Genomic DNA, 15,640 nt, shown 5'->3' on the forward strand with positions numbered 1-15,640 from the left:
ATGTATATGTAAAAATTATATTATCTTCTTGATTCACATTTTGGTGAGTATTATAATGCAAAACATGAGGATATAAGACAGAAAGGGAAATGACATGCTTCAGATTCAACACATATGTAAAGAATACAGGACAGGCAAATTGGTGCAAAAGGCGCTGGACGACGTAAGCTTGAATCTGCGGGACAATGAGTTCGTGGCGATCTTAGGTCCCAGCGGTTCGGGAAAAACGACACTTCTAAATATTATCGGGGGACTTGACCGTTATGATAGCGGAGATCTGATCATTAACGGTATTTCGACGAAAGAATATAAGGATAGAGATTGGGATTCTTATCGAAATCATACGATCGGCTTTGTGTTTCAGAGCTATAATCTGATCCCGCATCAGACGATACTGGCGAATGTGGAACTGGCGCTGACAATTTCCGGGATTGGCAAAGCAGAGCGCAGGGAGCGTGCGCAGAAGGCATTAGAACAAGTCGGATTAGGAGAACAGGTGCATAAGAAGCCCAGTCAATTATCGGGCGGACAGATGCAGCGAGTGGCGATCGCAAGGGCGCTTGTCAATGACCCGGATATCGTACTTGCGGATGAACCTACAGGTGCGCTGGACAGTGAGACCAGTATCCAGGTCATGGAACTCTTGCGTAAAGTCGCTAAGGATCGGCTTGTGGTGATGGTCACGCATAATCCGGAACTGGCCGATGCATACGCTACCCGTATCGTGAAATTAAAAGATGGGAAGATACGTGCGGATTCCGATGCGTTTACAGTGGAGGAGAGGCTCCTGGAAGCGCCGGAGCATAAAAATATGGGAAAAGCGTCCATGTCTTTTCTCACGGCGCTGTCTCTGAGTTTCCATAATCTGCGGACAAAGAAGGCAAGGACTTTGCTTACCTCCTTTGCAGGTTCGATTGGGATCATAGGGATTGCACTGATCCTAGCTCTTTCTACAGGCGTGAATAATTATATTCAGTCGGTGGAAGAAGAAACTCTTTCAGAATATCCGCTGCAGATACAAAGTACAGGAGTCGATCTGACGACTATGATGACAGGCGGAGAAGGACAAGGCACGGCCGCAAAGCCAGATGACGGAGAGGTGCATGTGATCCAGATGGTCACGGATATGTTTTCTACCATGGATTCCAATGATCTAGAATCACTAAAGCAGTATCTAGACAGCGAGGAGAGCGGCATTGAAAACTATACGAATGCAGTAGAATATTCTTATAATATCATGCCCCAGATATACAGGCAGGATGGGAGCGAGATACGGCAGGTCAATCCAGACAAGACGTTTTCCGCGTTAGGGCTTGGATCTTCCACATCTTCAAACAGCCTGATGTCCTCTATGATGAGTACGGATGTGTTCTATGAAATGCCGGAAAATGAAAGTCTTTACAAGGGACAGTATGATGTGAAAGCAGGACGCTGGCCCAAGAATTATAACGAATGTGTGTTAGTGCTTACTTCCAGCGGAAGCATCAGTGATTTCATGTTATATACCATGGGTCTGCGTGATGTAGAGGAATTACAGGATATGATTGAGCAGTTCCTGGCAGAAGAAAATATCGATGTACCGGAAGATATGGGAACATACACCTATGAAGATATTGTAGGGATCACATTCAAGCTGGTAAACAGTGCAGACTATTATGCCTATGACAGTCAATATAAAGTCTGGAAGGATAAGTCCGACAATAAAGAGTACATGAAGCGGCTTGTGGAGAATGGAGAAGATCTGACCGTTGTAGGTGTGGTACAGCCTGCAGAGGATGCCAATGCAGTGTCCCTAACCCCGGGTATCGGTTATCCGGTATCTTTGACAAAACATGTAGTGGAACAGGCAAAGGAAAGCGAGATCGTAAAGCAGCAGATAGCAGATCCGGATGTGGATGTGTTCACAAATGAGCTGTTTGGAACGGAGAGCGAGAAGGAAGAATTTGATATGAATTCGCTTTTTACTGTAGACGAAGCGGCGCTTCAGAAGGCCTTTCAGTTTGATGAGAGCGCGCTTTCCGGCGGAATGGAAAACAGCAATATCGCAGAGGCCTTTACAGTGGATAGTGGAACGTTTGATATGTCCGGCATGCTTGACCTGGACGCAATCTCGTTAGACACACCGGATATGCCCGGTATGAGCCTGGGAGATATGCTGGAGGATCTGGAATTGACGGTTACAGAAGAAGGGATGGCAAACTTGTCTGCGGGTCTGGTGGCGGGATATCAGGCGTATGCGGCACAGCACCCGGAAGCAGATTATTCCCGGCTAAATGAATTTTTTCAGGCGTATCTGCAGACGGAGGCTGCACAGCAGATTTTAAAAAATGCGGTTGCAGAGATCATACAGGCCAATGGAAATGTTGCCGTCTCTACAGAGCAGCTTAAGCAGATGACCCAGGATATCCTGACAGGGTATCAGAGTTATGCAGAAGGCGCAGGATATACACAGACAGAGGATTTTGGAAAATATCTTGCAGAATATTTGCAGACAGAAGGGGCGCAGGGGATCCTTTCACAATATACAGGCGGTATTTTTCAAGTTAGCCAGGATGTAGAGATCACACAGGAGCAGATCGCAAAACTGTCCAAAGAACTGACAGACGGATACAGCACATATGCGGCAGAGAATCACTTTCCGGATCCGGCTATGATGGACGATCATTTTATGGAATATCTAAACACGGCAGAAGGAAAAAAGATACTTTCCTATGGCGTGATGGGGATGTTGGATATGGAGAGTCTGGGCGATCAGATCTCCGGCGCCGTAGGCAGCTACATGCAGGAGGCAATGGGAGTTTATACAAGCGCTTTATCAGAGGAAATCTCCGGTCAGGTATCTTCTGTAATGCAGCAGGTGATCAGCCAGATCAGCGCAAACCTGCAAAGCGCGATGCAGCAGGCGCTTAACCAGGTAGGCAGCCAGCTGCAGGAGAGTATGGGAAAAGCGCTCCAGATCGATACCACTGCTTTCGCAAACGCTTTTCAGATGAATATGAGTGAGGAAGAACTCACAGAGCTTCTAATGTCCTTTGCGTCCAAAGAAGATGCTTCCTATGATGGAAACCTGCAGAAACTGGGATATGTAGATTTTAACAGTCCCAGCGCGATCGACATTTATCCGACGGATTTTGAGAGTAAGGAACAGGTTGTAAAGATACTGGATGCGTATAACAGCCGTATGGAGAAGGAAGGAAAAGAAGAACAGGTGATTACCTATACAGATATGGTAGGAACTCTGATGTCCTCCGTGACGGATATTGTTGATATTATCAGTTATGTACTGATCGCGTTTGTGGCGATCTCACTGATTGTTTCCTCGATCATGATCGGAGTCATTACCTATATCAGTGTGTTGGAGCGAAAGAAAGAAATTGGAATCTTACGGGCGATCGGCGCGTCAAAAGGAAATATTTCTCAGGTGTTTAATGCAGAAACCTGTATTATCGGTCTGTTTGCGGGTTTGATGGGGATCGCGATCACGCTGCTGCTCTTGATCCCGGGGAATGCTTTGATCCACCATTTGGCAGGAAATCAGGATATCAGCGCGGTGCTTCCGGCAGTTCCGGCGGTCATATTAGTTGTGCTGAGCATAGTGCTTACGCTTCTCGGCGGTTTGCTTCCCTCCAGGAAAGCGGCAAAGAGTGATCCGGTCGCTGCGCTGCGGACAGAGTAGTATGGGAAATCACGGAAAATAAAGGAAAAGATATGAAAATTCAGTATAGGATACAAAACCAGGAAATCGAAGTGGTCAGGTGCTTTGGGACAGACAGTAAGATCTGGGTGCCGGCAGCGATAGAGGGTATGCCGGTGACAAAGATTGCCGCATATGCTTTTTCGGCGAGGAAAGATAAAGAGGAAGAGGACGTACTGCTCTATGAGACAAAAGGAGTCTTAGCATTTGTAGAAGAACAACGTGTATTGGCAGGGGAAGAAGTAGAAGAAGTCAGGCTGCCGGATACATTGAGAGAAATTGGAAATTATATTTTCTACGGCTGCAAAAATTTAAGAACCTTAGCATTTTCCGATAGCCTTACACAGATCGGAAGCGGCGCGTTCACAGGGTGCAGCGGTCTTTCTAAACTACATGTACACATGCTGACGGGAGACAAATCTTGTGTGAAAGAGATCCTGGGTGATCTATGGCAGCGGATAGACGTTGTATTTTCCTATATAGATGGACGCAGGATACAGCTTGTATTTCCAGAACATTATGAGGAAGCTGTGGAAAATACTCCTGCCCGGATTTTATTTACACAGCACCATGGTTCCGGCAATAATTACAGACAGTGTTTCTATGATAAGAAAGTGGACTGCCGGAAATATGATGAACTGTTCCCGGTTGCAAAGGCGCGGGATAAGATTCCTGTCCTTACAGACTTGGTGTTTAGCCGTCTGTGTTATCCGGCAGAACTTACAGAAAGTGCGCGCCAAAGCTATGAACAGTTTGTAAGGGACAGGCAGAAAGAAGTACTTACTTATCTGATCGAGGCGGAGAAGATAGAGGAGTTAAGGGAGCTGTCCAGGCGGAGACTCTGGACTAAGGAAGGAATGGAAAGGGGAATTGAGGCGGCGGCAGGACAGCAGAAAACAGAAGTCATGAGTTTTCTTATGCAGGAGAAGCATAAGGCGTTTCCGGAGCAAAGAAAGAAATTTATACTATAGAACAGGAGGACTCTATGGAAAAATGGAAAGAAGGCGCAGAAGAGAGAATACAGAAAGAAGCGGCTGAGAAGCTTCAGCAGATCGGCTGTCAGATCCTGCGGGCTTCCAGAGATGAACTGTATCTTGGCATGCGTTTTCTGGATGTGGCTCTGAGCAGTTTTTTGTATGTGATGGATCCGTCTGTCACACCTTTTGGAACAGACGGGTATACGATGTATTTTCATCCGTCTCAGCTGGGTGGAATGTACAGACAGAATCGTATCCTCGTCAACAGAGGGTACCTGCATATGGTTCTGCACTGTATTTTCCGTCATATGGTAAAACGGGGGATGGACAACAGATACTGGAATGTAAGCTGCGATATAGCGGCAGAACATATCATAGATGGATGTGATCAGCGGGCGGTGCGTTTCTCCAGAAGCCTTTTGAGGAGGGAGACGTACCGGCGGTTAGAAAAAGAACAAAAAACACTTCATGCGGAACGAATCTATCAGCTGTTAACGGAGTGGGAACTTTCGGGAAAAGAGATAGAAAAATTGGAACAGGAGTTCTGCGTGGATGACCACTGTTATTGGGAAAATCAAGATCCACAGAAGAAACCGGATTCCAATCTGCAGAAAAAGTGGCAAAAGATCGACGAGAAGATGGAGACAGATCTGGAGATATTTTCAAAAGAAGCCTCAAAGAAAAGCGGAGATTTTTTAGAACAGCTGAAGGTACAGAATAAAGAACGCTGCGATTATAAAGAATTTTTGCGGAAATTCTCTGTATTTCGGGAAGAAGTCTCGGTAGATCCGGACACCTTTGATTATCATTTCTATAGTTACGGATTATCTTTGTACGGCAATATGCCGCTTATTGAGCCCCAGGAGACAAAGGAGGTCAAAAAGGTCAAGGAGTTTGTGGTCGTCATTGATACTTCTATGTCTTGTTCCGGCAGTCTTGTAAAGAGATTTTTAGAGGAAACATACAGTGTACTGACAGAGACGGACGGTTTCTTTCAAAAGGTCAATGTCCATATCATACAATGCGATGAAGAAGTACAGTCTGATGTAAAGATCACCTCCGCAGAAGAATTAAAAGAATATATGGAACATCTGCGGCTTTTCGGAGAGGGCGGGACGGATTTCAGACCGGCATTTTCCTATTGTACACGTTTGCTTGAGTCCGGCGAATTTGAAAACTTGAAGGGGCTTATTTATTTTACGGACGGATATGGTATATATCCGCATAAAATGCCGCCCTATCAGACTGCGTTTGTCTTTCTGGAGGAGGAGTATGAGGATGTAGATGTGCCTCCCTGGGCGATGAAATTAATATTGACCGAAGAAGAGTGGGAACAAAAATAGAAAGGGAGAAACAAGATGGATATAAAACGGGCAAAACAAGAGATCAAAGACTCTATAGAAGCTTATTTGAAAAAGGATGCCTTTGGGGAGTATGTGATCCCTGCTGTGCGCCAGCGTCCGGTCCTTTTGATGGGGGCGCCGGGGATCGGGAAAACACAGATCATGGAGCAGATCGCCAAAGAGCTGCATATCGCTCTGGTGGCCTATACGATCACACATCATACGAGGCAGAGTGCTGTGGGCCTGCCGTTTATCAAAGAAAAAGAATTTCAGGGACAGACGGTTTCTGTGACGGAATATACGATGAGCGAGATCATCGCCTCTGTCTATGAGAAAATGGAAAAAACAGGGATGAAAGAAGGCATTTTGTTTATCGATGAGATCAACTGTGTGTCAGAGACTCTGGCACCTATGATGCTGCAATTTTTACAGGGCAAAACATTTGGAAATCAGGCGGTACCGCAGGGCTGGATCATTGTAGCGGCGGGAAATCCGCCGGAATATAATAAATCTGTGCGTGAATTTGACGTGGTGACGCTGGACCGTTTGAAGAAAATAGATGTAGAGCCGGATTTTGCCGTCTGGAAAGAATATGCTTACAGACAGGAAATACATCCTGCCGTCATCTCCTATCTGGAACTTCGCGGAGAAAACTTTTACCGGATTGAAAATACAGTAGATGGAAAACTTTTTGCGACAGCACGGGGATGGGAAGATCTTGCCAGATTCATAGAGGTGTATGAACAGCTTGGGAAAAAGGTGGATCGAGACGTGGTATCCCAATATATCCAGTATCCTACCATCGCAAAAGATTTTGCCAACTATCTGGAACTCTGGTATAAATATAAGCAGGATTACGCTGTGGAAGACATACTAAAAGGCAGATGGACGGAGAACGTTTTAAAGAAGATCAAGGAGGCGGCTTTTGACGAGCATTTAAGTATCATCAGCCTGTTAAACGGAAAACTTTCCTCTCTTTTTACAGAGTGTTTTAAAATAGATGCATTTGTATCTAAACTGTATGAATATCTTGTATATTATCGGGACAACAAGGCGGTAATGATGCTGGAGGATGTAAAGAATCTGGCGCAGAAGGATCTGGAAGGGCAGAAAAAGGCGGAGAGCCTGACAAAGCGGGAAGAACAGATCTTTCTAAAAGTGATCGATACGCTGGAGCGGTATGCACGGGACCTGAAAGGGGAACTTTCTATCGGAGACGCCGCTTTTGACAAAGTGCGCAAATTCTTTGCGCATGAGACAGAAGAAAGAGAGATATATGTGGAACAGACCGGCGCGGCGCTGACTCATGTGTTTGATTTTATGGAAGCAGCATTTGGAGAAAGCCAGGAAATGGTTGCTTTTATTACAGAATTAAACGCGAACTATTACAGCGTCTGGTTTATCAAAGAAAATGGATGTGATCAGTATTACAGATATAACAAAGGTCTGTTATTTGATAACAGGCAGCAGGAGATATTAAGTCAGATGGATGAAGCGGAGGAGTTTTTGAATATGGGAATCAAATAGATTCCATTTGCAGGATGTGCTATAATATAGAAACAGGCGCATAGCGTGTGAATATGCAGTTGACGAGTATATCTGTCAAAGCGCCGATCGGGTTGTAGAATAGAAAGGAGCAGGGAAAATGGATGTCAGAGAGAAGAGAAACGACGCATTGGGAAAGCGGGTCGTAAAGGCGCTGGAATCCCGGAATATGGAAGCATATTATGTGAAAACAAAAGAAGAGGCAGTCTGTAAGGCACTGGAGCTGATCCCAAAAGGAAGTACTATCAATATGGGCGGTTCTGCGTCTGTCCGTGAAATCGGACTGACAGATGCGCTTTCCGGAGAAGAATATAGATTTGATGATCGTGACAAAGCGGGAAGCCCTGAAGAAAAACAGGCGATCGCAATGCGGGCATTTACCTGTGACTACTATCTGGGCAGTGTCAACGCCATGAGTGAGGACGGTATTCTGATCAACATTGATGGAAATGCAAACAGGATTGCGGCATATTCTTTCGGACCTAAGAATGTGCTTTTGATCGTTGGCATGAATAAGGTTGTAAAAACCGAGCAGGACGCCATGAGCAGAGCAAGAAATGAAGCTGCGCCTGTCAATGCGCAGAGGTTCGGGATCGATACGCCTTGTGTAAAGAACGGGAGCTGTTTTAATTGTAAAAGTGAGCAGTGCATCTGCTGTCAGATCTTAGTTACGCGGTTTTCAAGGATACCCAAAAGGATAAAAGTGATATTAGTAGGAGAGGACCTGGGATTTTAAGGAGCAAGAGATAAGATGGATAGAAAAAAAAGAAGCGGCGCACAGGATAACAGACAGCGCAGAAAACATGCACATTCTTCTGGACAGAAGAAAAAAGCGCAGGGTGGCAAAAAGACCTTTAATGTTATATCTACGATCGTTTTACTGGCAGCAGTCTGTGTCTTTGTTTTTTCGGCATATCAGTTGATCATGATGTTGGCGCCGTATTATGTAGGCGGAAAAGAATATGATGAGATCAAAGAGTTGGCGATCACGACAGATGATAAGGGGCAAGGATTTTCAGTAGATTTTGACGCGCTTCTGAAAGAGAATCCGGATACAGTGGCGTGGATTCGGTTTGACGAACCTTCTGTCATCAGCTATCCGGTGGTCAAGAGCAAAGATAATGAGGAGTACCTCACAAAGACCTTTACGGCCAACGACAATAAGTTGGGCGCGATCTTCATGGATATGAGAAGTAATTCCAGCTTTTCAGACAGGAATACGTTTATATACGGGCACCATTTGAACAGTGGAGGAGAAATGTTCTCCAAACTCAATGAATATGAAGAAGAAAGTTTTTGCAAGGAGCATCCATATTTTTATATTTATACACCGGATGGAAAAACAAGGACATATCAGGTATTCATGGCAGGGGTTATAAAAGATACAGCAGAAAACTATACAATGATGTATGCTACAGAAGAGGACTATGTAAAATATCTGGAAACCTGCCGGCAGTCATCGAATTATACAGTGGATGTGGAGCTGAACGCGCAGTCCAAAGTCGTGAGTCTTTCGACCTGTACGAATGTCCGGGATGATGAAAGATTTCTGGTACAAGGTGTGTTGGTAGAAGAAACAGGCGGAGAATAAAGGCGGGAGAGCAGAGAAAATGGCAGAAAAAACAGAAAAATATGAAGTCGGCGATACGATCCGGATGAAAAAACCGCATCCCTGCGGCAGCCATGAATGGGAAATCCTGCGGGTAGGGGCTGACTTTAGATTAAAGTGTACAGGATGTGGACATCAGATCATGGTGCCGCGCAGACTGGTAGAAAAAAATACAAAAGAAATTAAGAAAAAGGCTTGAAACAAACGGAACCTTATGGTATGATAGTTAACCGTGACATACTGTCGTTTAATGACAGAATTTAACAATCCTTGCTCCCGGTTTATCCGGGGGCCAAAAAGACCATAAGGAGGTGCAAGAACACATGAACAAGTATGAATTAGCTGTTGTTGTCAGCGCAAAACTTGAAGATGAGGCGAGAGCAGACGTCATCGAGAAGGTAAAGGCATTGATCGCACGTTTCGGCGGCAATGTAACAGATGTTGACGAATGGGGCAAGAGAAGATTTGCTTACGAGATCCAGAAGATGAAAGAAGGATATTACTATTTCGTCCACTTCGAATCTGACGCGACTGTTCCGGGCGAAGTGGAACAGCGTATCCGTATCATGGACAATGTTGTCAGATATTTGTGCGTGAAACAGGAAGCATAGAGAAAGAGGTATATATGAATAAGGCGATTTTGGTAGGAAGGTTGACAAGAGATCCTGAGATTCGTTATTCACAGGGGGAAAATGGAACAGCAGTCGGCAGATATACAGTAGCTGTAGACCGCAGATTTAAGCGGGACAATGAACCTACTGCAGATTTTATCCCGTGTGTTGTATTTGGGCGTTCGGCGGAATTTGCGGAGAGATATTTCCGCCAGGGAATGAGAGTTTCTGTTTCCGGGCGTATCCAGACGGGAAGTTATACGAATAAAGATGGCATCAAGGTGTATACGACGGAAGTTATCGTAGAAGAGCAGGAATTTGCAGAGAGCAGAGCCGAAAGTGAAGCAAATAGAGGCGCTTTCCAGCAGTCAGCTCCGAGTCCGGCGCCAAGTGTTGACGCAGGAGACGGATTTATGAATATTCCGGACGGAATTGACGAAGAATTGCCGTTTAATTAGAGAATTGTGAAAGGAGAGACTGATCATGGCTTACGAAAAAGGAAGCAGACCAGAGGGCGGTTTCAAGAGAAGAGGCCCGGCGCGCAGAAGGAAAAAAGTATGTGTTTTCTGTGGAAAAGAAAACAATGAAATTGACTATAAAGATGTAGCAAAATTAAAGAAATATGTCTCTGAAAGAGGCAAGATCCTTCCTAGAAGGATTACAGGAAACTGTGCAAAACATCAGAGAGCTCTTACAGTAGCGATCAAGAGAGCAAGACATATCTCTTTGATGCCGTATGTACAGGACTAATTCTATAAGAAATACAGCAGGATACTATATGGAAATAAAATTCCGTATAGTATCTTTTTTTGTTGACAAAAATTTGAGGGGGGGGGTATACTAAAATTATTATGGATAAAGAGCTATTAAGAAAGGGGAATTTTTAGGGTATGAGAAAGAAAGTATTACCGATGCTGTTGGCTCTATGCATGCTGGTAGCACTTCTTCCTATTACAACACATGCGCAGGACTATACCGAGTGGAATGACAGTGCGAACCTTCCGACGAGCGACGGCGTCTACAAGCTGACGACAAACGTGACTTTAGAAACAGAATTTTCCAAGTATCCCAGTGTTAGGGGAAATGTCGTTCTGGATTTGAACGGACATACGGTAACGGTTGCGGGATATGGACAATATGCATATTTTCTGTATTCCGGTGCAAGCCTGACGATCGAGGATAATCTGGGCGGCGGAAAGATCACGAATGCAGGAACGGGATCCATGAAAACGCTGATCCAGGTAAATGGCGGCAGCCTGACGTTGGCAGGGGGAACTCTGGAAAATGGCAGCGCTAATGGGTATGCACTCTTTGCAAACAGCGGAAGTGCGGTACAGATATCCGGCGGAACCGTGATCAACAACGCATCCGGCGGACATGCCCTGCAGGTAAACGGAGATGGTACGGCTGTCACAATGACAGATGGTGTCATTGAGAATACGGCAGAAGGCGCAGATGCAGTATATGTCAATAACGGCTCCTTTGCTCTGGGAGGAGGCACAGTTAAGACAAGCGCGACCTATTCTTCCAAAGCAGCAATTTATGCAAATAACGGTGCTGCGGCTGTGACGATCTCAGGAGGAAATATTGAGTCTGCATCAATGGGTGTCTATGCAGCGCTTACGCCTGTTTCCGTGACCGGAGGAACGATCACTTCTACAGGACATCCGTTCCAGACGCGATATACAACGATCGAACCGGCAGATGGCAGCGAGGTTATTGTCAACAGTGACAAAGAATTGTTCTATACATTCAGCGGTTCGAACAATAGTGTGCATGGCGGCGATTTTTATGTGCCGGGGATAACAAAGGCATATACAAGTGAGAACCCAAGTACGACTACGATCACAGCAGGTGTATTTGAGACGCCTCCGACGGACTATGTATCCGGGGATGAGATTGTATTGGGATATACAGGAGAAAATGGGAATCTGTATGTTGTCGGAACGGAAGATCTGATCAACGCAGCGATCGATGTGATGGCAGAACCAGGGTCTCAGCTGGAGATTTTAAAGGGAGACGCAGATCTGCAGATTGATAAAGCGGGAATAACGGTATCCAATTCCGGCGGCGGTTCTGTAAGTGTCAATGGTCAGGAAGTAACAGGACAGGATCCTGTTGTTACACATATCAATGTAAAGAAAGTTGAGAGAAAAGAAGCTACTTGTACAACAGACGGGAATATTGCATACTGGTATTGTGAAGATTGCGGAAAGTATTTCAAAGATGCCCAATTGACAGAAGAGATCACGCAGGAAGAAACCGTCCTGAAGGCAAAAGGACATACGGCGGTAAAAGTATCGGCAAAAGCAGCTACTGCGAAAGAAGCAGGAAATATTGAATATTGGTACTGCAGTGCTTGTGACAAGTATTTTAAAGATGCGGCTCTTACACAGGAAATCTCACAGAAAGATACGATCCTTCCGGCAACGGGAAGCAAGGATCCGGGAAAAGATACTGGCAAGACAGAGGAGAAAGCACCGGCTAAGACTTCCTCCGTGCCAAGCACGGGAGATCATGCGAACGTATCCGTTTTGTGGATCTTACTGGCGGCAGCAGCGGTGTGTGGAACAGGAGCTTTCGTAGGTATCAGAAAGAACAGAAGAAAATAAAACATATATGGCTCCGCCAAAGATGGAGTTGAAATATGCGGCCCTTGTCGTCTGAAAAATACAGACGGCAGGGGCGTTTTTCTTCTTGTTTTTTTTATTTTGTATACCCTGCGGCGACAATGGGGAGTTCACAAGTGTTTGTTTTGTGGTAAAATAATAGCGTCAGCATATAGCGGCGCCGACGATTTTTTATACAGGCAGAAGAAAGTGAAAATGTTACATTCCGACTAGGGAGCGAGAAGAAAAGGAGCAGGGCGGGAATATGGCAAAGAACTTAACGGGTATACAGCATATATTGCTGGCCGAACAGGTAGAAGAACAAATTTATGAATATATCACACAGCAGGATTTAAAGAGCGGAGAACGTCTGCCAAACGAGTTTAAGCTTGCTGAGAAATTTGGGGTCGGCCGCAGTACGATACGAGAGGCGGTGAAACTCCTTGTTTCCCGTGGAGTACTGGAGACGAGGCGGGGATCAGGAACCTATGTGCAAAATCTTGTGCCCTCTGATCTGGATCCGCTGAATCTTAGAAACGTCGAGGATAAGGTGGCTTTGGCCATGGAGCTGGTAGACCTGCGTATGATATTGGAGCCGGGGATTGCGGAACTGGCGGCCTACAATGCTACCGAAGAAGAAATTCAGATACTGCTTGCGAAGTGTGATGATACAGAGGCACGTATACGAAATAAACAGCCATATATCCAGTCAGATATTGCTTTTCATACACATATCGCGCTTTGCAGCAAGAACAAAGTGATCGAGCAGCTGGTGACGATCATTGAGACGGCAGTCATGATGTTTGTGAATGTGACCCATAAACAGCTGAGAGACGAGACAGTCACTACGCACCGTGCGATCGCGGAGGCGATCGCCGAGCATGATCCGATCGGAGCGAGAGCGGCGATGACGATGCATATCACGTATAACCGCAGTCTTATAAAAGAGATACTGAAAAAGGAAAAAAGGGTATGATAGTGAGAACGCTGGAGTTAGAGTTCCGAGTCAGGAACTCTTTTTCTTTGCGCAAAAGTAGTCAGACTAATTTTATACTAGAAAAGGATAAAATATATCAAAAAATGCAAAAATTAGCGAAAAGTACTAAAATAAAGCGGCGGAAATAGGAGAAAAACAAATTTTTTTAGTCAGAAAGTAGAACGAATATGTGACAACTTGATATGACAACTTTGAGATGTTATATTTTTTTTGAACAATATATATAACAGAATGAGAAAGGAAGGGAAAGGCAATGAGCTTGAAAACAGGAATCATAGGCTGCGGAAAAGTGGGAGATTTTCATGCGAAGGCGTATGCGGGACTGGAAAATAGTACTTTTACTGCTGTATGTGACGCAAATTACGAGCGTGCAAAGGCTTTTGCGGATGCATATCATGTAAAGGCATACACAGATATTGCAGAGATGATCCAGACAGAACACTTGGACGTAGTCAGTGTCTGTACACCGCATCCGTTACATGCGAATCCGGCAGTCATAGCAGCAGAAAATGGTTGTAATGTACTGATCGAAAAGCCCTTGGCTTCTACTCTTGCTGATTGTGATAAGATCATTGAAGCAGGCGACAAGAATCATGTGACGATCGGCACGATGGTACAGCGGCGCTTCTATCGTCCATGTATGCGTATCCATCAGGCGATCGAAGACGGCAAGATAGGCAAACCTGTGTTGGGCATGGTCACAATGCTCGGATGGAGAGATGAGGCCTATTACCAGAGTGACGCATGGAGAGGCACATGGGATGGCGAAGGCGGCGGTGTGCTGGTCAACCAGGCGCCTCATCAGTTGGATCTGCTTCTGTGGTATATGGGGGATGTAGATGAGGTCTACGGCGTATGGAAAAATCTGAACCACCCATACATTGAAGTGGAAGATACGGCAGTGGCAGTCGTGAAGTTTAAGAGCGGCGCGATTGGAAATATCGTGACAAGCAACAGTCAGAATCCGGCGCTGTACGGAAAAGTACATATCTTTGGCGAAAATGGAGCCGGAGTCGGTGTGCAGACAGACGGAGGAGCTATGTTCATCGCAGGTATGTCTACGATCACAGAGCCGCCGTATAACGACTTATGGACGGTGCCCGGTGAGACAGAGATGCTGGAAGAGTGGAAGAAAGGGGACTGTGATTTCTTCAATAGTGTAGATTCCATGTATCATTACCACCGTGAGCAGATAGAAGACTTCCTAAAAGCTGTGGAAAATGGTACGAAACCGCTTGTAGACGCCAGAGACGGACGCAAGACAGTAGAACTGTTTACAGCGATCTATCGCAGCACAGAGAGTGGAATGCCGGTGAAATTTCCGTTGAAATAAAGAAAAGAGGAAGACTATGTATACATCTTATAATGAAGCCTGCGGCAGAGACTGTTCAGATCTGATGACGGATCTGCAATTATGCGAGAAAGCAGGGATGGACTATATCGAGATCCGACTGGATATGCTCAGAGATTTTCTCAAAACGGGAACAATAGAAGAATTACAGAACTTTTTTGCAAAAAGCCATGTAAAGCCACATGCGATCAATGCTGTATATCTGCGTCAGGATTTTTTGAGAGAAGGACAGGAGGGAGCGGAGGATCCGGTTATGCAGGATTTCCTTTTATCCTGTGAAGTGGGAAAAGCAATCGGCAGCCATTATGTGATCATTGTGCCGCCGCTTGATCCAAGCGGAGTATTCACAGGCGATGTACAGGAGGCAGAAAAGGATTGTGTACGCATCCTCAAAAAACTTTCCCAATTGGCGCGTCCGTATGAAATGAATCTTTGTTTCGAGCTGGTGGGATTGAAAAAGAGCTGTGTACGGACGATCGAGGCTGCAGACCGTATTGTACGAGCCGTGGATGAAGACAATGTAGGGTTTGTCTTTGACTCTTACAATATCTATCTATGTGGGAAATGTAATGATTTCTCCAAGATAGAAGAGGTACAGTCTGAAAAGATATTTGCCGTTCATCTGATGAGCGCGGATGACGTGCCGGAAGAAGAGATGGGACAGGATAAGCGCTGTTTCCCAGGTGAGGGAGTTGTCGATACAGACGCTTTTTTGAAGACTCTGAAAAAGGCAGGGTACAACGGGATGGCATCTGTGGAAACGTTCCGGCCGCAGTATTGGCAGCAGACACCCGAATGGGTGATCGAGAATGCCTACAGGACAGTATATGCAGCTTTGCAGAAAAATGACTGCCTGTAGAAGTATATATAATTATCTAAATCAAGAAAGAGAGGAATTAAAAAA

14 protein-coding genes are annotated in these 15,640 nt (G+C 45.3%); all 14 read left to right on the forward strand.

Annotation, left to right across the window (positions count from 1 at the left end; translation table 11 throughout):
* Nucleotides 1–94: 94 nt before the first annotated feature.
* The 14 genes from BN3282_RS01185 (at nt 95) to BN3282_RS01250 (ending at nt 15,595) form a co-directional block, all read left to right on the forward strand.
* Nucleotides 95–3,676, forward strand: coding sequence for an ABC transporter ATP-binding protein/permease (locus tag BN3282_RS01185; protein ID WP_059066328.1), 3,582 nt, complete (start codon nt 95–97; stop codon nt 3,674–3,676).
* 32 nt (nt 3,677–3,708) lie between these two features.
* Entirely contained in the window at nt 3,709–4,665 is a 957-nt protein-coding gene (locus tag BN3282_RS01190; protein WP_059066329.1) for a leucine-rich repeat domain-containing protein, read from the forward strand.
* A gap of 14 nt (nt 4,666–4,679) precedes the next feature.
* Complete coding sequence (locus BN3282_RS01195) at nt 4,680–6,014, forward strand: vWA domain-containing protein (RefSeq protein ID WP_059066330.1); 1,335 nt, start codon at nt 4,680–4,682, stop codon at nt 6,012–6,014.
* A 15-nt stretch (nt 6,015–6,029) separates the two neighbouring features.
* Nucleotides 6,030–7,541 (forward strand): ATP-binding protein, encoded by a 1,512-nt coding sequence (locus BN3282_RS01200; protein WP_059066331.1) that lies wholly within the window; start codon nt 6,030–6,032, stop codon nt 7,539–7,541.
* Nucleotides 7,542–7,659: 118 nt separating this feature from the next.
* A complete protein-coding gene (locus tag BN3282_RS01205; RefSeq protein ID WP_059066332.1) occupies nt 7,660–8,295 on the forward strand; it encodes a lactate utilization protein in 636 nt (211 codons plus the stop codon).
* A gap of 15 nt (nt 8,296–8,310) precedes the next feature.
* A complete protein-coding gene (srtB, locus tag BN3282_RS01210; RefSeq protein WP_082667419.1) occupies nt 8,311–9,150 on the forward strand; it encodes a class B sortase in 840 nt (279 codons plus the stop codon).
* 19 nt (nt 9,151–9,169) lie between these two features.
* Nucleotides 9,170–9,367: a DUF951 domain-containing protein gene (locus BN3282_RS01215; RefSeq protein WP_059066333.1), complete on the forward strand. Its 198-nt coding sequence runs from the start codon at nt 9,170–9,172 to the stop codon at nt 9,365–9,367.
* Nucleotides 9,368–9,491: 124 nt separating this feature from the next.
* The gene (gene rpsF / locus BN3282_RS01220; RefSeq protein WP_059066334.1) at nt 9,492–9,779 is read left to right on the forward strand and encodes a 30S ribosomal protein S6; all 288 of its coding nucleotides are present in this window, start codon (nt 9,492–9,494) and stop codon (nt 9,777–9,779) included.
* Between the two features lie 14 nt (nt 9,780–9,793).
* The gene (locus tag BN3282_RS01225; RefSeq protein WP_059066335.1) at nt 9,794–10,237 is read left to right on the forward strand and encodes a single-stranded DNA-binding protein; all 444 of its coding nucleotides are present in this window, start codon (nt 9,794–9,796) and stop codon (nt 10,235–10,237) included.
* Nucleotides 10,238–10,262: 25 nt separating this feature from the next.
* On the forward strand, nt 10,263–10,529 hold the full coding sequence (gene rpsR / locus BN3282_RS01230) for a 30S ribosomal protein S18 (protein ID WP_015527519.1): 267 nt from the start codon (nt 10,263–10,265) through the stop codon (nt 10,527–10,529).
* Nucleotides 10,530–10,669: 140 nt separating this feature from the next.
* Entirely contained in the window at nt 10,670–12,391 is a 1,722-nt protein-coding gene (locus BN3282_RS01235) for a hypothetical protein (protein WP_059066336.1), read from the forward strand.
* A 262-nt stretch (nt 12,392–12,653) separates the two neighbouring features.
* Nucleotides 12,654–13,364, forward strand: a complete 711-nt coding sequence (locus tag BN3282_RS01240) for a FadR/GntR family transcriptional regulator (protein WP_059066337.1) — start codon at nt 12,654–12,656, stop codon at nt 13,362–13,364.
* Between the two features lie 274 nt (nt 13,365–13,638).
* A complete protein-coding gene (locus BN3282_RS01245; protein ID WP_059066338.1) occupies nt 13,639–14,718 on the forward strand; it encodes a Gfo/Idh/MocA family protein in 1,080 nt (359 codons plus the stop codon).
* Between the two features lie 16 nt (nt 14,719–14,734).
* Nucleotides 14,735–15,595, forward strand: coding sequence for a sugar phosphate isomerase/epimerase family protein (locus tag BN3282_RS01250; RefSeq protein WP_059066339.1), 861 nt, complete (start codon nt 14,735–14,737; stop codon nt 15,593–15,595).
* The last annotated feature ends 45 nt before the right edge of the window (nt 15,596–15,640 follow it).

It is taken from the genome of Mediterraneibacter massiliensis (assembly GCF_001487105.1).
GTDB lineage: Bacteria > Bacillota > Clostridia > Lachnospirales > Lachnospiraceae > Mediterraneibacter > Mediterraneibacter massiliensis.

Excerpts from the sequence above, each read along its gene's own strand:
- BN3282_RS01195 (WP_059066330.1), top strand. The coding sequence starts at position 4,680 with ATGGAAAAATGGAAAGAAGGCGCAGAAGAGAGAATACAGAAAGAAGCG.
- BN3282_RS01240 (WP_059066337.1), top strand. The coding sequence starts at position 12,654 with ATGGCAAAGAACTTAACGGGTATACAGCATATATTGCTGGCCGAACAG.
- BN3282_RS01235 (WP_059066336.1), top strand. The coding sequence starts at position 10,670 with ATGAGAAAGAAAGTATTACCGATGCTGTTGGCTCTATGCATGCTGGTA.
- BN3282_RS01205 (WP_059066332.1), top strand. The coding sequence starts at position 7,660 with ATGGATGTCAGAGAGAAGAGAAACGACGCATTGGGAAAGCGGGTCGTA.
- BN3282_RS01215 (WP_059066333.1), top strand. The coding sequence starts at position 9,170 with ATGGCAGAAAAAACAGAAAAATATGAAGTCGGCGATACGATCCGGATG.
- srtB (WP_082667419.1), top strand. The coding sequence starts at position 8,311 with ATGGATAGAAAAAAAAGAAGCGGCGCACAGGATAACAGACAGCGCAGA.
- BN3282_RS01190 (WP_059066329.1), top strand. The coding sequence starts at position 3,709 with ATGAAAATTCAGTATAGGATACAAAACCAGGAAATCGAAGTGGTCAGG.
- BN3282_RS01250 (WP_059066339.1), top strand. The coding sequence starts at position 14,735 with ATGTATACATCTTATAATGAAGCCTGCGGCAGAGACTGTTCAGATCTG.
- BN3282_RS01245 (WP_059066338.1), top strand. The coding sequence starts at position 13,639 with ATGAGCTTGAAAACAGGAATCATAGGCTGCGGAAAAGTGGGAGATTTT.
- rpsR (WP_015527519.1), top strand. The coding sequence starts at position 10,263 with ATGGCTTACGAAAAAGGAAGCAGACCAGAGGGCGGTTTCAAGAGAAGA.
- rpsF (WP_059066334.1), top strand. The coding sequence starts at position 9,492 with ATGAACAAGTATGAATTAGCTGTTGTTGTCAGCGCAAAACTTGAAGAT.
- BN3282_RS01185 (WP_059066328.1), top strand. The coding sequence starts at position 95 with ATGCTTCAGATTCAACACATATGTAAAGAATACAGGACAGGCAAATTG.
- BN3282_RS01200 (WP_059066331.1), top strand. The coding sequence starts at position 6,030 with ATGGATATAAAACGGGCAAAACAAGAGATCAAAGACTCTATAGAAGCT.
- BN3282_RS01225 (WP_059066335.1), top strand. The coding sequence starts at position 9,794 with ATGAATAAGGCGATTTTGGTAGGAAGGTTGACAAGAGATCCTGAGATT.